This is a genomic window from Streptomyces sp. 3MP-14, from assembly GCF_006334905.2.
In the GTDB taxonomy this organism is placed as follows: domain Bacteria; phylum Actinomycetota; class Actinomycetes; order Streptomycetales; family Streptomycetaceae; genus Streptomyces; species Streptomyces triticirhizae.
The window spans coordinates 1-18,569 of record NZ_VDLZ02000029.1 but is presented as its reverse complement, the minus strand read 5'-3'; the positions used below and the strand labels follow the sequence as shown (position 1 = coordinate 18,569).

Sequence of the window (18,569 nt, the reverse complement as noted above, 5' to 3'; positions counted from 1 at the left end):
GGGGAGGAACCCGTGCGCGAGACCATCGACTTCGGCATCGACCTCGGAACGACCAACAGCGCCATCGCCGTCGCGGACGACGACGGGGTGCGGATCATCAAGAACAACGACGGCTGGGACTGCACCCCTTCCGCCGTCTGGAGCCCCAGGCCCGGCGTGATCCACGTGGGTCGGCGTGCCAGGGAGCGCACCGAGAGCGACGTGGACGACGCCTACGCCGAGTTCAAGCAGGAGATGGGCGTGGCCGGCGCCCACCGCCGCTTCCGGCGCGCGGGCATCACCATGAGCCCGGAGGAGCTGTCCGCCGAGGTGCTCAAGTCGCTGCGGCAGGACGTGGCCCACGAGTGCGGCTACCAGCCGGAGGCCGCGGTGATCACCGTGCCCGCCTCGTTCGCCCTCAACCAGAACAACGCCACCAGCGAGGCCGCCGCCCTCGCCGGCCTCGGCGAGCACTGCCCACTGGTGCAGGAGCCCACCGCCGCCGCCATCGCCTACGGCGTGCAGGACGCCTCGGACTCCGCCCACTGGATGGTCTTCGACCTCGGCGGCGGCACCTTCGACGCGGCCGTGATGAGCAAGCGGGACGGCGAGCTCCAGCTCATCCAGCACGCCGGCGACCCCTACCTCGGCGGCAAGCTCATCGACTGGGCCCTCGTCGACGACCTGCTGGCCCCCGCCGTCCAACGCGACCTCGGCCTGGCCGAGTTCACCCGCAGGAACCCGCGCTGGGGACGGAACTTCGCCAAGCTCAAGCTGGAGGCCGAGAACGCCAAGATCGCCCTCTCCCGCACCCCCGAGGTGGACCTCTTCGTCGACCTCGACGACGGCGAGGGCAACCCGCAGCCCTTCGAGTTCACCCTCACCCGGGGCGCCCTCGACGACCTGGCGCTGCCGTTCTACGTCCGCGCCATCCGGCTCTGCCGCGACGCGCTCGCCGAGAGCGCGCTGCGCCCCGACCACATCGACCGGATGCTGCTGGTCGGCGGCGCCACGCTCAGCCCCGGCCTGCGCGAGCTGCTCGCCGACCCCAAGGAGGGGCTCGGCATCGCCCTGGACCACAGCCAGGACCCGACCACCGTGGTGGCGCGCGGCGCCGCCGTGTTCGCCAGCAGCGTCAGGCTGCCGCGCAAGCCGCACCGGGCCGCCGTCGGCGAGTTCGCCGTCGAGCTGACCTACCCCCCGCAGACCGTGGACACCACGGGCGTCCCCGTCTCCGGCAAGGTGACCAGCGGCAGCGACGTCGACTGGTCCCGGTACGCGGTCACCCTCGCCAATCCGGAGGGCCAGCCCCCGTTCTGGGGGCCGCGCATCGAGCTGACCGCGGACGGCGCCTTCTACACCGAGGTCAGCATCGACGCCAACGCCAAGTCGCGCTTCGTCGTCGAGCTGACCGACGCCGCCGGCACCCGGCAGAAGCTGACGGGCGACACCTTCTCCATCACCCACACCGCCGTCGTCCCCGGCGACGCCGTCCTGACCGGCACCCTGGGCATCGGCAAGGCCGACGGCCGGTTCGACCCGCTGCTGCGCAAGGGCACCTCGCTGCCCACCATGGTCACCAAGACCTACCGCACCACCATCGCGCTGCGCCGCTCCGAGCCCGACGCCGTCATCAAGATCCCCCTGCTGGAGGGCGAACGCCGCCGCGCCGACCGCAACACCCGCGTCGGGCTGCTGGAGATCCGCCCCCGCGACGTGCGGATCGAGCTGCCGGCGCAGAGCGAGGTCGAGGTGACCTTCGAGATCCAGGCCAGCAGCCGGGAGGTCCTGGTCACCGCCGACATCCCGCTGGTCCAGCAGCAGTTCGAGGCGACGATCAACCGCTCCGACCTGCTGGCGCCCGAGCACGACGAGCTGGTCGACCGGCTCCACGACCTGGAAGCCCGCGTCGGCGTCCTGCGCGACCAGGCGGACGACGTCCACGCCGAGCAGGCCCAGCGCGCCCTGGAGGACCTCGGCGAGCAGCGCGCCGTGCCGCAGCTGCGGAAGGAGGTGGACGCCGCCGCCGTCGACACCGGCGCTGCCGTCACCAGCGACCGCCGCATCCGCGACCTGGAGGCCCAACTCGACGACATCGAGGAGTCCATCGAGGTCCCGGGGCTGCAACGCGAGCTGTGGGAGTTGCTCGGCGTCTGCCAGGACATCATCGAGCAGACCGGTGGCGGCCACTCCGACCGCGCCGAGTTGCAGACCCTCAGGGACCGCGCCAGCACCCTCGGCGACGACGCCACCCCCGCCGACCTGCGTCGACTCATCGAGCGCGCCAGCGAGTTCCAGGTCGAGCTGCTGCGCCGCACCGACCAGTGGGACTTTCTCGTCTTCAGCTCCCTGGAGTCCATGCGCGACCAGATGTCCTCCCGCTCCCAGGCCGACGCCGCGATCCTGGAGGGCCGCCAGGCCATCGCCTCGGGCAACCGCAGGGCCCTGGCCGGCGTCAACGAGCGGCTGCGCCGCCTCCTCCCGCCCGGCGCCGGCGGGCAGATCGAGCACAAGCCCGGCGGAATCATCTGATGTGCTTCCCTGAGGAGTCGAAATGACCTCACCCACCCCGCAGCGCCGGGCAGCGGCGCCACCGACGGGCCACGCGCTGCTCGTCGCCCTGCGGGTCTCCCGCGCCCGCCAGGCGGCCCGCGCCGGCGACCACGAAGGCGCCCTCCGCCTGCTGGACGAGGCCGAGGACCCGGCGGTGGCCGAGCATCCGGACGTGCTCGACCTGCGTGCCCGACTGCACGCCCAGCGCGGCGAGTTGGACCGCGCCGCCGACTGCTGGCGGCGGGTCCAGCGGCAGCGCCCCGACGACCCGGCCGCCCGGGCCGGCCTGGCCCGCCTCGATCGCCTCAACCGCCCGGGACCGCGCGCCGCCATCGGCCGGCACCGCGCCCGCACGGCCGCCGTCGCCGCCCTCTCCACGGTGGCCGCCGCGCTCGCCGTGGGCGCCGCGCTCGTCCCCGGCGCCGGGGGCGGCTCCGATGACGAGCGCTCGACGGTGGCGGGCACGGCCCAGCCCGACCAGAGCGAGCTGGCCGAGCGCGTCGAGGCCGAACACCGGGCGGAGCAGGCCAGGATCGCGGAGCGGGAGGCCGGCGAACGCGCGGCCGCCGAACGGGAGGCGGCCGAGGCCCTGGCCGGCGAACTGGCCGGCCCCGGACTGCGGGTGACCGTCGTGGGGGAGGCCGTCGAGGTCGCGTTCACCGAGGTGGTCTTCGTCGAGGGCGACGAGCTGACCCCGACCGGCGCCGAGCGGCTCGCCGCCCTCGGCGCGAGCCTCGCCGGCCACCCGGGCCGCGTCGAGGTCCGCGGCCACGCGGCGGCCGTCCCCGGCGCCCCCGACAGCGGCGGCTCGGTCCTCGCCCTCTGGCGAGCGCTGGTCGCCGTCGGCGAGCTGAGCGCCGCCAGCGACCGCCCGCTCACCGACTTCACCACCGTCAGCGCCGACCAACGCGAGGCACCCTTCGCCACCCCGGCCCTCAACCGCACGGTGACGGTGGTGATCACCCCGGACATGCCCTAGCCAGGTGTTCCGTCTCGGGACGTTGGTGCCACGCGCGGTTGGTGCGTTCCAGGTCAGCCACACCACCGCCACCGCCCGCCGGGCGGGCCGCTACCGACGGCCGTGTGCCGTCCTCGCTTCACTCACCAGGGGGACCCGCTGGTGCGGCCACCGATTCCCAGACGTCCATCAGCTTCGACACGGTCCCGTCCCAGGTCGGCAGGGCAGCTCGCCCCTGCTCCAGCATGTGGTGGCGAAGGCGCCTCTCCTGCGGGTCTCCGGCGAGATGGATGATCTCCTTGGCGAATTCCGTGGGTGAATCGGCGAACGACATGCCGCCTCGCACGGACTCGGGTATCCACTCGACGCCCCCGACGCGGGTCGAGACCATGAGGCAGCCCCGGTGAATCGCCTCGGTCACCTTCACCCTGACCCCGCCACCGATGCGAATGGGGCACAGCATCATGTCGGCTCGGTCCAGTTCGCCCGGCAGGTCGTCGATGTACCCGACCCATTCGACGCCGGTATGCGACGTCAGGGCGTCGAGGAGTTCGGCGTCGGCATTGATGCCGCCGATTCTGAATCTGGCGTCAGGGAGTTCGGCGAGGACCAGCGGAACGACCTCCTCGGTGAGCCAGGCCACCGCGTCCCGGTTCGGGGGATAGTCGTAGTCGCCGTAGAACAGCAGGCGGGGAGCCGTGAGCGGAACATCCCTGTGGTTTCGGGAACTCGCCGGTGTCTCCAGGTGGTCCCAGCCGTTCGGAACGAGGACCGGCGAGACGTCCGGGAATCGTTGGGCGATGTGCCGGTGGTCCTCCGGGCAGAGCGCGACAACTCCGCCGACCCGACGCCACCAGTACTCTTCGGCCCGGCGCACCTGCGGAGAGGTCGCGCCCTCGGCGTGCCCTCCGCCACTACCGGGCTTCGCGGAGCGCAGCCCCTCCGCCTGTCCGACGAGCACCGATTCGATGTTCTGCTCCGCCAGCACCGTCCGGGACAGGAGATGCTCGGGAACGACCGGCAGCACATAGAACGTTTCCACGTGCACGACCGCGTAGCCGCCCGCTTCGCGATCCATTCTTTCGATGGCCGCCCGGGCCTCGCGCGAGCTGCGCGTCAGATCGACGCTCCCGGTGGATTCGTCCGGAAAGACCAGCAACCTCCCGTTGGGCAGGTCGACCAGCTCGCCCTGATATCGGATCACGTCCTCCGGCGGCGCCACGACGACGACGTCGACTTCCCATTTCTGGCAAGCCCGCCTGATGATCTCCCAGCAGCGCTGCCTGCCGCCGCCGATGATCGGCCCCAGGACATCGTTGATGACGAAGAGCATTCTGCGGGAACTGACCATGCCTACCTCCCGTTTAGTTCAGCACCCGCTTCGAGTGCTCCACAAGGATTTCCTCTTCCATCTTTTCGAGAACTGCGGGGATTCCGCTCCGGGGTACGACCGTGGTGTCGCACACCAACTCGAGTACGCACCCCTCAGCCTGCTGAGCATCCCGTACGTGCAGATATATGGACGCGTCGACAAATTCTTGTGGGCTCGCAAACTCCACCGAGCCGCGAAGGTGTCGCGCCGGTTCGCGGGGCGCATCCCCCGGGGTCTCGGGTCGCTGCCGCGCGTCGTTGAAGTGCACTCCGCGCAACAGGTCGGGCGACGCGCTGTGACGCAGCACTTCGGACACGAGGTCGTCCGCGTCGAGTGGGTGGTAGAGGGCGTGACGGTACGCGCTGATCGAGCGGTTCATGGCGCCTCTGGCGGTCTCCCGAAAATCTTCGGAGATCCGGAAGAGCGCAGGAGTGTCCCATGCGAGATTGGCTATCAGTCCGGCCGTCCTCCGGCTGGCCCGGTTGCTGCACAGGAGCTGCACAACGATCTCGTCAGAATCCAGTGTGTCCCGCAGTGCGGCGAGATACGCGGAAAGAAGGACGGCGCTTTCGGAGACGCCGAGAGACGATGCGAGACCGGCGACCAGTGAAGGCAGTGCGGCCGAGGTGAGAGTCGCCGCGTGATAGCGCGGAGCGGCACCTTCCACCCTTGCGACGGAGTAGTCCGCCGCGCCGGTATAGATCGACCTTATGCGCCGCAGCGCGTTGTCGTTCACTTTCTGACCCGGTGGAGAATTCTCGAACCTGGCCTGGTCGATCGCCGTCCACGCGGGCTGGGCGACCGGACGTCGTTTGAGGCTGTCCTCCAGAGCCGCTTGCAGGATGACCCAACCGAAGTAGTCCGCGAGCATGTGGTTCATGGAGACGGAGAGGTACAAGCTGCCGTCGCGGCATTCGGCCAGTCGAGCACGCCACTGTGCGTCACTGTCCTGCGCGAACACTTCCGTCATGTTCTGTCCGTGCACCGCCAGCGCGTGGTCTTCCGGGGGCAGCCCGTCGGATCGTGCGCTGATGACGTCCATGTGCGTGTCTTTCGACACCACTTGCCTGAGGTCTCGCCCGGCACCCACGAACCGGGTCCGCAGAATTTCGAATTCCGACCCCCATCGCGCAAGAGACTCGACAACGTCGCTCACGGAACAGTCGCGCCCCAGCGGGAACAGTTCCCCCACGTTGAAGAAGCTCGGCGAACCTTTTGCCCTCTCCATGCACCTGTCCATGGCGATCTGGCCCCAGGTGGCCGACTCAACGCGATCTCGTTCTCCGCTCAAGATGCGCGAATAAGTGCTTGTCGCGTCCACGAGCACATCTCACCCCAACGGTCATCAGCGATCTTTGCCCGGGCATTCCCTGGCTCCCCACCAGTTTGTGCCCGGTAACGTCCGGAATACATGCGGCAGTTGTGTCGCCGGTGCTCTTGGATTACCTGCGTCATGCTAGGCACGTCCATCAACTCGATGCAACCGTCCCGAACATGAGCCCTTCCCACCCGAACGGTAATCCGGCGGCAAACAATCCGGCGGCGTTCAACTGGCCAATGTGGTCAGTTGCTGGACGGAGCGGCCCCGAAGGGCTGTGGTGCGACACCCCTGTGCGCCGGGGTGATCGCGTGACGTGGCGAGCATGGCCGTCGTGGGCGCCGGGTGCCGTTCCGCGACGGCCGGTCGGGGCCCGGGACCCCTCCCCGGCCGTGCTCCTAGCATCGGCAGGTGCCAGCGGTGGTTGGTCCAGGGAGGGGAAGTGCGATGGACCCGACGGAACCGGCACCAGAGAGTCCTGATCGCCCGGCACCACGGCCGGAACAGGCCGGGGCCGCGCCCGTTCCCCGGCCCCGTGACCCGGTCGCCGCCGGGCTGGGCAACGCCTGCCTCCTCGGCGCCGGTTACCTCCTCCTCGGGCGGTGGCGGCTCGCCGCCGTGAACCTGGTGGTCACGGTCGTCCTCGTCGCCGTCCTCGCGTCGGGCGAGCGGCCCGCGTGGTTCCGGGTCGCGGTGCTCCTGTGGTGGGGTGGCGTCACCGCGCACGGCTGGTGGCTGGCGGGCGGGTGGCCCCGGCGGTCCGGCTGGGAAGCGTTCCCCCGGGGGGCCGGGGCGGGCCGGGTGTGGTCGCGGCGACTCCTCGCCCTCGGTCTCGCGGGCACGGTGCTGCTGACGTTCGCCGCCCTCAGGGCCGACGCCTCCGGGATGGAGCGGGACGCGGCATCGGCGCACCGCGACGGCGACTGCGCGCGGGCGCTGTCGATCCTGGACGGCCTGGGGGCCGGCCACCGGGTGGCCGACGGGCGGCTGGTCGCCCGCGCCGACGACAGCGCCGAGGCGTGCGAACTGCTGGAGGAGGCCGGGCGACAGGCCCGCACCAACCGGCTACGCGCCGAGCGGACGCTGCTGACCTACGAGGAACATCCCGCTGCCCTGTGGGAGGGGGCGCCGGACCGGAGGGCCGACCTCCTCCTCGCGGAGGCCGGCGACGAACTCGACAGCGCCCTCGACGGCGACATCCCGGCCGTGTCCACCAGTTTCGACCACCTCGCGGCGGTCCTGGCGGAGTTCCCCGGTCGGGAGGACGAGGTCGGCGAGGTGATGAACGACTTCCTCGACGCACTGCCCTCGGGAAACCCCTGCACCGCCCTGCGGATCACCACCTGGCTCGGCGGAATGCCGAGCCGGGGCGAGGCGCTGGACCGGGCCGCTGACGTCGTGCCGGAGGTCGAGCCGGCCGCGATCGTCGGATGCGGCGACGACGCCCTGGGCGACGAGGACTGGGACCGGGCACGCGAGCAGTACGAGCAACTGCTCGACGAGTACCCCGACCACGCCCTGGTCGCCGATGCGGAGCGGGGCATCGACGAGGCCGAGACGGCCATCGAGTTCGAGCGGCTGCGCGAACTCGTCCAGACCGACTACGACGGCGACGAACCCGCCTACTGCGACGACCCGGCGCCCTACCGTGGTGCGGCCCCCTACCGTGGCGGCGGCCCGCATCCCGCCCTGATCTTCGGCCAGACCGAACTCGACGGCCAGCTCGACCAGGCGGAGGAACTCCCCGGCGGCTGGCTCGCCGAAGAGGCCGCCGACGCGGTGCTCATCATCTGCGTCGGCGAGCCCCGGTACGGCTCCGTCGTCGAGACCTGTGACTACGAGTTCGACACCAGCCCCGGCGGGTACGCCAGCGTCACCTTCCACACCATGGAGCTTTCCGTCCGGGCCTACGAGGTGCGCACCGGTCAGCGCCTGGACACCTCCACCATCGAGATCGGCGGCAACTGCCCCAGCCTCCTGACCTACACGTACTACGGCGAGGACCCCGGCCCGCCGGCGAACGACTATGTCTTCATGTCGACCGACGACATCCGCGACGCGTACGGCGCGCTGATCAACCCGTGACGGCCGGCGTCCCGGCCCGGGGTGCGAGGAGCCGTCGTCCCCGTCTCATTCCGCCCTCGCGAAGCGCCGGACGGCAGGGGGGCGGTGGCGCCACAGCCGTTCGGGGCCGCGCGCCGGCGGGAACGGGCGGAACCGGCGCGATGAGGCCCACGCCGAGTTGCGCGACATGCCGCTTCGGTGCGAGTTCGGGATGCCTGCCCGGGACGACGGCAACTACGTCCTGATCAGCGGCGCCGCGGCGCTCAGCCTGGCGGCGACGGCCTGGATGATCCTGGGGCTGCGCGCCGCGTTCGGCAATCCGGGGCTGGGGATCGGCGCCGTCGCCGTGGTGTTGATCGGGAATCCGCTCTCCGGGTTGAGCAGCGCCCCCGAAATGCTGCCCGAGGGATGGTCGACGCTCGGCAAACCGCTTCCGCCGGGCGCGGGCGGCGAGATCGAAACCGACGGTTCGGCGGGGCGCCCGCCGAACCGTCGGTTTCGATCCTGCCCGTCGAAGGTCAGCTCTCGACGTCGCCCACGACCTGGATGACGCGCTTGCCCCGGCTGTGTCCGCTCTCCACCGAGCGGTGCGCCTCGCCGATCTCCTCCAGCGGGTAGACCTTCTCGACGACGGGCCGCAGGTCGCCGCTCTCGACCAACTGGGCCAGTTCGACGAGGAGTTCCTTCCTGGGCTTGGCGCGCGCCAGCCGGACGCGGGGGCCGGGCAGCAGCAGGGAGAGCATCGCGTATCCCATGCCCTTGGCGGCGAGGGTGACGATCCGTCCGCCGGACCGGAGGCGGGAGCGGTAGGTGCCGAGGTTGGCGCCGTAGAGGTCGACGACGGCGTGAAAGGCGTCGGCCTGTTCCAGGGCGGCCAGCGAGGCGTAGTCGTAGGTCTCCTTGGCGCCCAGGTCGGAGCAGAAGGAGAGGTTGTCGCCGCTGCTGACGGTGGCGACCTCGACGCCCCTGGCGTGGGCGATCTGGATGAGCGCGCTGCCGATGCCGCCGGCGGCGCCCACGATCAGCAGCCGCTGCCCGCGCTGGACGTTGGCCGCGCCGAGGGCCACCAGGGCGGTGAGCCCGACGGTGGGCAGGGCGGCGGCGTTGACCAGTTCGAGGCCGGGGGGAACGGGCGCGACCAGCGGCTCCTTGACGGTGATGTACTCGGCGGTGTTGGCCGCGCCGAGGGCGAAGGTGGTGCCCCAGACGCGCCTGCCGACCAGCCCGTCGTCGACCTTGGGGCCGGCGGCGACGACCTCGCCCGCGAAGTCCTGGCCGATGCCCTTGGGGGGACGCAGGCCGCTCATGGGGCGCATCTTGCCGGCGCGCACCTGGGCCTCGATGGGGTTGACGCTGGAGGCGTGCACCTTCACCAGCACCTGCCCGGGCCCGGGCTTGGGCATGGGGACGTGGGCGACCTTCAACACCTCGGGCGGACCGTAGCGGTCGTAACGCACGGCGCGCATCGTTGTGTTCGGCATCTCATTCATCCGACTCCCACCTCTCGGGCACCGACCGTCCGGTGCCGATGTCCGTGGCCACGCGCCGTGGCAGCGCGAAGTTCCATGAGGACTTCACGGGGATTGCACGCGCCCCGGTCCGGCTCCCCGCAGCCTGCGGCTCAGGACGGGACCAGCTGGTGCGCCACGCCTGCCCTGCGGGGGACGCTCGGTCCAGTTGGCATGGGCCCACTGTACCCAAAATTGCCTGCCGCGCAAATTTACGGGGCGCGCAACGGATGCTCCCTGGCGGTCGAGGGATCGCCCAAGTGAGATGTATGAGAAGGAAGTTGATGGAGCGTCCGGAGCGGGCGGCGGGGCCGACGGGGCGTCAGACCCCGATGTGCGGGTCCGTCCGACACGTCCGGACCCGCACATCCGCCATCGGCGAAACGCCCCCGGGGGTGGGCGGCGGGGCGCCGCCGTCCGAAGCTCGGCGCGCGCCCCACCCTACAGAAAGATGCGCGTTCCGCATGTTTTCGGAACGCGCAACATCTCGACCGTCGCCCGCCGGTAGCTGCCCGGGCGGCGGGCGCGAAAACCCCCTGCCCGCCGGCGCGTTGAGGCAAGCCCCGGTGTGAGGTCTCAGTCGGCCAGGGTGGTGAGCAGGTCCCGCACCGTGGCGGCCACCGCCGCGCGGGCCGGGGACAGGTAGGTGCGGGGGTCGACGGGGAAGGGCTCGCTTGCCACGATCGGGCGGAGGGCGTGGGTGAACGCCTTGTTGAGCACCGTGCCGAAGTTGATCTTCACCATGCCGGCGCGGATCGCGGCGCGCAGCTCCTCGTCGGGGACGCCGGACGAGCCGTGCAGCACCAGCGGGACGGGCACGGCCGCGCGCAGCCGGGCGATGAGACCGTGGTCCAGGGTGGCGGTGCGTCGGGTCATGGCGTGGCTGCTGCCGACGGCGACCGCGAGCGCGTCGACGCCGGTGCGGTCGACGAACGCGACGGCCTCGTCGGGGTCGGTGCGCACGCCGGCGGCGTGCGCGCTCGCGGGGGCGTCCGGTTTGCCGCCCACATAGCCGAGTTCGGCCTCCAGCCACAGCCCGGCGCCGTGCGCCCAGCGCGCGGCCGCAGCGGTGGCCTCGACGTTCTCCGCGTAGGGCAGCGCGCCCGCGTCGAACATCGCCGAGGAGAAGCCGGCGTCGGCGGCCTGCCGCAGCAGCTCGGGGTCGGTGACATGGTCGAGGTGGAGGGAGAGTGCGGCGTCGCTCGCGGCGGCCACGGCCGCGCTCGCCGCCGCGAGGGGGCCGACCCTTCCCCCGTGGTAGCGCACGGCGTTCTCGCTGATCTGGAGGATGGCCGGCCGGCCGGCCTCCTCGGCACCGCGCGCGACGGCCTCGGCGTGTTCGAGCGTGATGACGTTGAAGGCGGCGACGCACCCTTGGTCGTCGGCGGCCCGGGCGACCAGTTCTGCGGTGGGGACCAGCGGCATGGCGGTGTTTCCTCGGGGTGGTGGCGGTGGCACGACGGGCGCGGCGGCGGCGTCAGCGGACGACGGGGTCGGCGGCGCCGGGGGCGACGACGTCCTCGTCCCGCTTCTCGTCGGTGTAGACCATGAGCGTCGAGCCGGCGAGGGCCAGCACGATGCCGATCGACGACCAGACGGAGGGCACCGTCTGGTAGATGGCCAGGGACAGGACGACCGTCAGGACCGGCGCCAGCGCGTTGGTGATGGGCGCCACCACGCTGGCCTTGCCCCGGCTCAGCGCCATGACCAGGAACAGCGCGCCCACGGCGTTCAACACCTGGGTGCCGGCGGTGATCGCCGGCGCCTGCCAGGGCGCGGACGGCATCCCGCCCATCATCAGGTAGGCGACCGGCACCAGGGCCAGGCCCGTGATCGTCATCCAGCCGAAGGTGGTCGCGTCGTTGACGCCGGCGAGCGCCGCCTTGCGCATGAAGAACGCCTGCGCGCCCCAGGCCGCGCAGATCAGCACGGCGAGCACCAGCCAGGAGCCGGTGTCCACGTCGCCGCCGTCCCCCGACGGGATGCTGAGCAGCAGGATCGCGACCAGCGCGGTGAACACGCCGACGACGGCGAGCGGCACGATCCGTTCCCGCAGCAGGACGACGGCCATGAGCACGGTGATGACCGGCGAGAGCGACACGATCGGGAAGATCAGGTACGCGGGGCCGTCGGCCAGGGCCTGGAAGAGGACGAGTTGGCCGCCAGCGCCGGTGAGCCCGGCGAGGAGGCCGTAGACGGCGGCCACCGGGCGGCGGTCGAACCGCTGCCGGCGCAGCGCGACGGCCGCCGGGACCAGCATGGTGAAGGCCCAGATGATGTAGATCATCTCGTCCGGGTAGCCGTACCGCTCGACGGGCTGGCTCGACGTCGCGCCCCAGACCCCCCAGAACAGCACGAGCAGCCCTGCGTAGACTATCCAGCTTCGGTTGTTACGGACTGTCATGACTGTTCTCCGTGAGGTTGGTTCTCCGCGAGGTCGGGTCCCGTGCCCGCTTCGGTTGCCGCTGCCGTCTCCGCCTCATCGGCGGCGCGCAGCGTGGCCAGGGCCTCGGGGCCCAGGGGGGTGCCGGCCAGCTTGGCCGCGTAGAGCGCGGCGCCGACGACCGGCGGGAGGAGCGGCGTGCGCAGGTCGTACTCGGCCGCGCGGCGGCCCAGTTCGGCGCGGAACGCCCCCCGCACGGCGGCCGAGCGGAAGACGCCGCCGGAGTAGGAGACGGGCACGGTCTCGCCCGGCGCGAAGCCGAGGCGGTGGCGCGCGGTGTCGACCAGCTCGGCCAGTTCCCGGCCCGCCTCGGCGAGGATGGCGGCGGCCTGGCGGTCGCCCGCCTCGGCGGCCTCGACGACCCGGACGCTGAGCGCCGCGATGTCGGAGCGGCGGCCCTTCAGCCGGTTGAGGACGACGTCGATGATCTCCAGGTCCTCGGTCAGCCCCAGCCGCCGGCGCAGCAGGTCGGCGAGCGGCCCCTCGGGGAGCCGGCCGTCGCCCATCCGGGAGAACGCGTTGAGCGCGCGGGTGGCGATCCAGTACGCCGAGCCCTCGTCGCTGAACAGTTCGCCCCAGCCGCCGACCCGGACGCCGCGCCCCCGCCGCTCGCCGTAGACCATGGAGCCGGTGCCGCTGATGACGTTGATGCCGTCGGCGGCGCCGAGCGAGCCGGCCCAGCCGCAGATCATGTCGTTGTCGCAGGCGTAGCGGTCGTTGCCCAACACCGCGCGCGGCGCGGCGTCCAGCGCGGCCACGTCGCCCGGGGCCTCGCCGTAGCCGGGCAGGCCGAGGAAGGTGTGGTCGATGTCGGCCGGCGCGATGCCCGCCCGCGCGCACAGGGCGGCCACGCCCTTCTCCAGCACGCGCACGACGTGCTCGACGCCGCCGGTGCCGTTGTCGGCGAAGTAGTAGGTGCTGTCCCCCACGGCCCGGGCGCGCACCGTTCCGGCGGCGTCGACCAGGCAGAAGGCGGTCTTGGTGCCTCCGCCGTCCACTCCCAGAAACATCGTTGTTTCTCCTCTCCGCATCTTCCGGGAACGCGCTCAGGCGCGGTCGCCGCGCTCCGGAAGCTCGTGCACGGTCACGCCCTGGACGACGCGGTTGACCTCGCCGGACGGGAACGGGTTGTCGGGCCGCAGGCCCCGGGCGAGGGAGGAGCGCAGGGCGATGAGCTGGGCGCATACCACGGCCGGCAGCGCGAGGGCCGCGTCGGGGGCGTCCGCGAGGCCGGGCAGGAGCCAGGTGTCGTCGGAGTCGGGGAGCCCGTCCTGGCGGCCGGCGATCGCGACGACGGTTCCGGCCGGGAGCGCGGCGCGCAGCTCGGCGAGGATGTCGAGGTCGTAGGCCCGGGTGTAGGGGTCGTTGGAGATGTAGACCACGACGGCCGTGCGGTCGTCGAGCACGGCCTTGGGGCCGTGCCGGAAGCCGAGCGCGGTTTCGGCCATCGCGAGGACCGCGCCGCCGGTCAGTTCGAGGAGCTTGAGCGCGGACTCCTCGGCCAGCCCCTTCAGCGCGCCGCTGCCGAGGTACACCAGGCGTTCGGGCCGGCCGTCGAGGAGGGCGTCGACGCGGGCGTCGGCCCCGCCGGAGGTGAGGTGGTCGGCGGCCGCCGCCAGGGCGGGGAGGGCGGCGGGGGCGTCGGCGGCGCGGAAGGCGAGCAGGGCGGCGAGCACCATGCAGGTGAAGCTCGACGTCATCGCGAAGCCCTGGTCGTTCGACCCGTCCGGCATGAGCAGGACATGAGAGGTGTCCCGCCCGCCGTGCTCGCGGGCCAGCCGGCCGGCCGCGTTGCAGGTGATGACCAGGTGGCTCACGTCGGTCAGCCGGGCCTCGGCGAACTCGGTCGCGGCCACGCTCTCCGGGCTGTCCCCGGAGCGGGCGAACGAGACCAACAGGGTGGGCACGTCCGCGTCGAGGCTGCCGTCGGGGTCGGCGACGATGTCGGTGGTGGCGACGGCGTCCACCCGGCGGCCGGTGGCGCCGGCCAGCGCGGCGCGGGCGATCCGGCCGGCGAAGGCCGAGGTGCCGGCGCCGGTGAGGACGATCCGCAGGTCCGGCCGGGCGAGGAGGGGCCGCAGGAAGGCGTCCAGCGCCTCCCGCCCCTCCTCGATGTTCCGGCCGACCTCGCGCCACAGGCGGGGCTGCTGGGTGATCTCGGCGACCGTGTGGGCGGCGCCGTCCTGGGCCAGGGGGCTGGGGGTGGTGTTCACACGAGTTCCTTGTCGGTGGTGCGGCAGGCGTGGTCGTAGTCGCGCAGCACGTCGCGGACGCGGTCGATGGTCAACGCCCTGGGGTCAGCGGCGAGTTGGCCGCCGCGCACCCGCCGGTACTGGTCGGGCAGGTGGGCGCTGAGCAGGGGCAGCGGGATGCCGGAGTCGGTGAGGTTGTCGAACAGCGTGGTCACGGCGGCGTCGATCGCCGGGTCCGGCCAGTAGTAGCGCACCCGGTCGCTGTAGCTGTAGGTGCGGGCCAGGCGCCGCTCCTCGTCGGTGCCCTCGTAGTAGCCGTCCCACCGGGAGGGTTCGGCGCGCATCCGCTCGTCGACGACCTCGGGGAGCCGGGACCGGCGCTCGGCCGGCACGAGTTCGGCCTCGATGGCGGCGAGCGCGTACAGCGCCTCGCGCAGCGCGAAGGTCAGCCCGGGGCCGACCTTGAGCACGGCCCAGTGGTCCTCGACCAGGGCGGCCAGGGCGTCGGGGGTCTGGTAGTCCGTGGAGTGCGCCTCGAAGACCATGCCCGGCTCGGCGTCCAGCACGGCCCGCAGCTCCCCGGTCAACTCCCTGCGGTAGGCGACGACCTGGGCGTGGTCGAACTCGACGCCCGGCTGGACGACCAGGGCCGTCACGCGGGGCCAGACGTCGGCCAGGCCGTGGGCGGCGAACGCCGCGCGGTGGCGGGCCAGGGTCCTGGTGGCCGCCGAGGCGGTGGTGGGCCGGACCCCGTCGAGGGTCTCGTGGGCGCCGCCGGGCACCGGGACCTCGGTGCCGATGACATAGCGGAGCCGGTCGGCGTCGGGGCCGGCGGCCGCCTCGGCGGCCCGCACCAGCCGGACGGCCCGCTCGGCCACCACGTCGTCGCTCAGCGAGGCCGGGTCGCCGGCGCAGGAGAAGCTACAGTCCAGGTGGATCTTGGTGAAGCCGGCCCGGACATAGGCCGCCACGAGGTTCTCCGCCTCGGCCATCGCCTCGTGCGGCGGCCGGTCCCGCCACCGGTTGGGGCCGAGGTGGTCGCCGCCGAGGATGACCCGGTCCTGCGGGAGGTCGTGCCGGGCGGCGATGGCGTGCACCAGGGCCCGGAAGTCGTCCGGTCGCATACCGGTATAGCCGCCGTACTGGTCCACCTGGTTGGAGGTCGCCTCCACCAGCAGGCGGCCCCCGGTCTCCAGGGCCTGGCGCACCGCCGCCTCGATCACCAGCGGATGGGCCGAGCAGATCGACGCGATGCCGCTCGGCTCGCCGTTCTTCTGGCGTCGCACCAGGTCGTCCAGGGGACCGCGCATGTCGTTGCTCCAGGAAGTACCAGAAAGGGCGCGTCAAAACCGAATCGCGCCCCTTGCACGAAAACTCACCTGGGACGGTACTGGTCTCCCCGACGGCAGTCAATGGTCTCTTTCTGGTCTTGCACTGGTATCACTCGCTCTGGCATCCTACGGGCATGTCTTCCTCGGACTCCCTCCTCCCCCAGGGCCCGCTCGGCAGCGAGGCCCTGCCGCTCTACACCCGGGTGGCCGGACGTCTGCTCGACGACATCGCCGCGAACGGCGCCCGGCCGGGCGACCGGTTGCCCTCGGAACGCGCGCTCGCCGACCGTTACGGGGTCTCCCGGGTCACCATGCGCTCCGCGCTCAACGAGCTGGCGGAGCGCAGCGTCATCGAGTCCTCGCCCGCGCGCGGCTGGTTCCTGGCGGCGGGCAGCGCTCAGGTCCTGTCCCCACCGGGCGACGCCGCCGCGCCGGTGGGGAACCGCACCGTCCAGGGGTTCGCCGACTACGCGGAACGGCACGGCTTCGGCGTCCGGGCCGAGGTCCTGGACTCCCGGGTCAGGGCGGCCACCGTCCGGGAGTCCGAACGGCTGCGGGTCGGCCCCGGCGCCGACCTGTTCGAGATGCGCCGCGTCCGGTTCCTCGACGACCGGGTCGTCGTGCTGGAGCACAACCGGCTGCCGCTCGGCCTGTGCCCGGGCCTGACGGAGGCCGACTTCACCCGCGACTCCCTCTACGCGACCCTGCGCCGCGCCGACCCGCCGCAACTGCCGCGCGTCGCCGACTACTCGGTGGAGGCCAGGCAGCCGACCGACGAGGAGCGCGAGCTGTTGGAGATCACGGACGCCACGCCGGTGCTCGTCGCCACCCAGCTCGCCTTCAACCAGGACGCCCAGCCCCTGGAACTCACCGTCGCCAGCTACCGGGGCGACCGCTACCACTTCCGGGCGTCGATCACCGGCTGACCGGCCCGTTCCCCCTGGGCGACCGGCCGGCGCGAACTCGCCCGCGCCCGGTCAGGCGCGCAGGTCGACGGCGAAGAGCGAGGGCGTGTACCAGTTGCCCGGGTTGTTGTGCAGCACCGCGTCGACCAGCTCGACGCGCACATGGCGGGCGGTGAAGTCCACCGCGTCGTGGGTGAACCCGTACTGCGTGTTGCCGGTGCGGTCGATCGTCGTCCAGTCGCTCGCGTTGTCGCTGTGCAGGATGCGGTACCGGTAGTAGCCCTCGGAGCCCTTGACCATGGGCCAGGAGATGTTGACCTCCGAGACGTGGCGGGAGCCGCCGAGGTCGGTCCCCCACCAGGCGGGCCAGCTCGAACTGCCCGCGATCCAGCGGGTGGTGTAGGAGCCGTCGACGGCCAGGCCGGCGGGGTTGGCCGGGGCCGCGCTGGAGGCGGTGGCCGGGCGGCCCCGGGCGATGTCGGTGACGGGCGGCGCGTCGACGCGGGCGGCGCCGGCGTCGATGCCGAAGCCGCTCCGCCAGTCGAGCCGCAGTCCCCCGCCGGCCTCCACGTCCAACGGCAGCCAGAGCGTGCGGGACTGGCCGAGGGCGTCGGGGCGCCAGCGGTCGGCGACCAGGATGTGACGCGCCCAGCTGTCCAGCCCCACGGTGAGGACGAACGCGCTCTGCGAGGCGAACGTGGCCGGATCGCCGAGCGGGGCCAGGTCGCTCCAGGGGCCGGTGACGGCGGGCGCGGTCGCGTACATGGCCTGGTTGGGCATCCAGCCGGAGGCGCCCGAGGTGATGAGGTAGTAGGTGTCGCCGTGCCGGAAGAGGGCCGGCGCCTCCCGGTAGGCGCCGGGCCACAGCTCGGTGACCTCGTCGGCGACGCCCAGGTAGTCGTCGGTGAGCCGGAAGAGCACCAGGGTGTCGTTGGCGCCGCCGGTGCGTCGGGACGCGCTCAGCAGATAGCCCGTGCCGTCGCGGTCGACATACACCGTCATGTCGCGCGACTCCTGCTCCAGCGGCCGGAAGCTGCCCCGGTAGGTGAACGGGCCGGTGGGAGTCGGGGAGGTCGCGACGGCGACCCGTCCGAGGGCGTAGTCCGCGCCGCGTTCGTAGTGGCCCCACAACACGAAGGTGCCGCTGGCCGCGTGGCGGATCACCTTGGGCCGCTCGATCTTGGCGTCGGCCAACTCCGCGTGGGACGAGGTGTCCAGGACGTTCCGCACGAAGGTCCAGTTGACGAGGTCGGTCGAGGAGTAGCAGCTCACCGCGCGGAAGCGCGCGGAGTCGTGGGCCTTGTCCTCGCCGTACCAGTAGTAGAGGCCGTTGTGTCTGACGATGTGTCCGGCGTGGGCCTGGATGACGTTGCCCGCCGTGTCGTGCCAGAGCGGGCCGTTGCGCACGGTCGCGTAGGCCAGGGGCGTCGGCGCGTGGGGCGGGCCGGCGAGGGTGGGCCCGGCCGCCGCCAGGCCCAGCCCGGCGCCGCCCAGGGCGGCCGCGATGCCCCGGAGGGCGCCGCGCCGCGTCAGACCCGGGACGCTGTTCGAGGTGTGGGGAAGACCAGTCACGGTGAACTCCTTGGATGCTGCGCCGAGTCGGGGGCACCTGGGGGCGCGCGGCCGCCGGCCCCCGGAGCGGGCCGGGGGCTCGGCGGCGCGCGGGCGGGGCGTCGCTGCTACGGCGTGGGCGTCACGGTGCCGGGGTCACGGTGCCGGCGCTGGTGTCGATGGTGAGCTGCGGGGTCCAACTCAGCGACATGGTGCGGCTGTCGGGGAACTCGATGGGCAGCCACACGTACTCGGAGTCGTTGACCAGCCCGCCGGAGGCGTTGCCCCACCGGTCGCCGAGGTAGAGGTAGGAGGTGGCCTCGGTGCCCTGGATCGGCAGCACGAAGGTGGTCTGGGAGTCGAAGCCGGTGGCGTCGCCGACGTTGCGCATCTGG

14 protein-coding genes and 1 pseudogene are annotated in these 18,569 nt (G+C 72.4%); 5 read left to right on the top strand and 10 right to left on the bottom strand.

What is annotated here, in order from left to right:
- Positions 1-12 precede the first annotated feature (12 nt).
- Entirely contained in the window at positions 13-2,511 is a 2,499-nt protein-coding gene (locus FH609_RS30505) for an Hsp70 family protein (RefSeq protein ID WP_139675638.1), read from the top strand.
- Between the two features lie 22 nt (positions 2,512-2,533).
- Positions 2,534-3,511 carry a tetratricopeptide repeat protein gene (locus FH609_RS30500; protein ID WP_139675636.1) on the top strand — a complete coding sequence of 326 codons (978 nt, stop codon included), beginning with the start codon at positions 2,534-2,536 and terminating at the stop codon, positions 3,509-3,511.
- Positions 3,512-3,629: 118 nt separating this feature from the next.
- Here FH609_RS30500 and FH609_RS30495 read toward each other — a convergent pair whose 3' ends face one another.
- Both FH609_RS30495 and FH609_RS30490 read right to left on the bottom strand, forming a co-directional pair.
- Positions 3,630-4,823: a glycosyltransferase family 4 protein gene (locus tag FH609_RS30495; RefSeq protein WP_193318136.1), complete on the bottom strand. Its 1,194-nt coding sequence runs from the start codon at positions 4,821-4,823 to the stop codon at positions 3,630-3,632.
- A 31-nt stretch (positions 4,824-4,854) separates the two neighbouring features.
- The gene (locus FH609_RS30490) at positions 4,855-6,183 is read right to left on the bottom strand and encodes a hypothetical protein (protein ID WP_139675631.1); all 1,329 of its coding nucleotides are present in this window, start codon (positions 6,181-6,183) and stop codon (positions 4,855-4,857) included.
- A gap of 444 nt (positions 6,184-6,627) precedes the next feature.
- On the opposite strand from FH609_RS30490, the gene FH609_RS30485 reads away from it, so the two are divergent.
- Positions 6,628-8,265 carry a hypothetical protein gene (locus tag FH609_RS30485; protein ID WP_139675629.1) on the top strand — a complete coding sequence of 546 codons (1,638 nt, stop codon included), beginning with the start codon at positions 6,628-6,630 and terminating at the stop codon, positions 8,263-8,265.
- 157 nt (positions 8,266-8,422) lie between these two features.
- Positions 8,423-8,794 (top strand): hypothetical protein, encoded by a 372-nt coding sequence (locus FH609_RS30480; protein ID WP_139675627.1) that lies wholly within the window; start codon positions 8,423-8,425, stop codon positions 8,792-8,794.
- Here FH609_RS30480 and FH609_RS30475 read toward each other — a convergent pair.
- The 6 genes from FH609_RS30475 to FH609_RS30450 all read right to left on the bottom strand — a co-directional run bounded on the left by FH609_RS30475 (position 8,763) and on the right by FH609_RS30450 (position 15,697).
- Positions 8,763-9,725, bottom strand: a complete 963-nt coding sequence (locus FH609_RS30475; protein ID WP_193318135.1) for an NAD(P)-dependent alcohol dehydrogenase — start codon at positions 9,723-9,725, stop codon at positions 8,763-8,765. The genes FH609_RS30480 and FH609_RS30475 overlap by 32 nt on opposite strands.
- A 603-nt stretch (positions 9,726-10,328) precedes the next feature.
- Positions 10,329-11,177 carry a class II fructose-bisphosphate aldolase gene (locus tag FH609_RS30470; protein WP_139675623.1) on the bottom strand — a complete coding sequence of 283 codons (849 nt, stop codon included), beginning with the start codon at positions 11,175-11,177 and terminating at the stop codon, positions 10,329-10,331.
- Between the two features lie 52 nt (positions 11,178-11,229).
- Positions 11,230-12,156, bottom strand: coding sequence for a DMT family transporter (locus FH609_RS30465; RefSeq protein ID WP_139675621.1), 927 nt, complete (start codon positions 12,154-12,156; stop codon positions 11,230-11,232).
- Positions 12,153-13,205: an N-acetylglucosamine kinase gene (locus tag FH609_RS30460; protein ID WP_139675619.1), complete on the bottom strand. Its 1,053-nt coding sequence runs from the start codon at positions 13,203-13,205 to the stop codon at positions 12,153-12,155. The genes FH609_RS30465 and FH609_RS30460 overlap by 4 nt, the downstream gene beginning before the upstream one ends.
- Before the next feature lie 36 nt (positions 13,206-13,241).
- Complete coding sequence (locus tag FH609_RS30455) at positions 13,242-14,408, bottom strand: SIS domain-containing protein (RefSeq protein WP_139675618.1); 1,167 nt, start codon at positions 14,406-14,408, stop codon at positions 13,242-13,244.
- Positions 14,405-15,697, bottom strand: a complete 1,293-nt coding sequence (locus tag FH609_RS30450) for a D-tagatose-bisphosphate aldolase, class II, non-catalytic subunit (protein WP_139675616.1) — start codon at positions 15,695-15,697, stop codon at positions 14,405-14,407. Before FH609_RS30450 ends, FH609_RS30455 begins: the two co-directional genes overlap by 4 nt.
- A 155-nt stretch (positions 15,698-15,852) precedes the next feature.
- Between FH609_RS30450 and FH609_RS30445 the strand changes: the two genes are divergently transcribed.
- Positions 15,853-16,644, top strand: a complete 792-nt coding sequence (locus FH609_RS30445; RefSeq protein ID WP_139675614.1) for a GntR family transcriptional regulator — start codon at positions 15,853-15,855, stop codon at positions 16,642-16,644.
- Positions 16,645-16,695: 51 nt separating this feature from the next.
- Here FH609_RS30445 and FH609_RS30440 read toward each other — a convergent pair whose 3' ends face one another.
- A complete protein-coding gene (locus FH609_RS30440) occupies positions 16,696-18,195 on the bottom strand; it encodes a family 43 glycosylhydrolase (protein ID WP_139675612.1) in 1,500 nt (499 codons plus the stop codon).
- 121 nt (positions 18,196-18,316) lie between these two features.
- Positions 18,317-18,569 (bottom strand): annotated as a pseudogene (locus FH609_RS30435) (beta-xylosidase); the annotation flags it as partial.

Coding starts and splice junctions, on each gene's coding strand:
- FH609_RS30495 (WP_193318136.1), bottom strand. CDS start 4,823: ATGCTCTTCGTCATCAACGATGTCCTGGGGCCGATCATCGGCGGCGGC.
- FH609_RS30470 (WP_139675623.1), bottom strand. CDS start 11,177: ATGCCGCTGGTCCCCACCGCAGAACTGGTCGCCCGGGCCGCCGACGAC.
- FH609_RS30485 (WP_139675629.1), top strand. CDS start 6,628: ATGGACCCGACGGAACCGGCACCAGAGAGTCCTGATCGCCCGGCACCA.
- FH609_RS30450 (WP_139675616.1), bottom strand. CDS start 15,697: ATGCGCGGTCCCCTGGACGACCTGGTGCGACGCCAGAAGAACGGCGAG.
- FH609_RS30465 (WP_139675621.1), bottom strand. CDS start 12,156: ATGACAGTCCGTAACAACCGAAGCTGGATAGTCTACGCAGGGCTGCTC.
- FH609_RS30460 (WP_139675619.1), bottom strand. CDS start 13,205: ATGTTTCTGGGAGTGGACGGCGGAGGCACCAAGACCGCCTTCTGCCTG.
- FH609_RS30445 (WP_139675614.1), top strand. CDS start 15,853: ATGTCTTCCTCGGACTCCCTCCTCCCCCAGGGCCCGCTCGGCAGCGAG.
- FH609_RS30500 (WP_139675636.1), top strand. CDS start 2,534: ATGACCTCACCCACCCCGCAGCGCCGGGCAGCGGCGCCACCGACGGGC.
- FH609_RS30475 (WP_193318135.1), bottom strand. CDS start 9,725: ATGCCGAACACAACGATGCGCGCCGTGCGTTACGACCGCTACGGTCCG.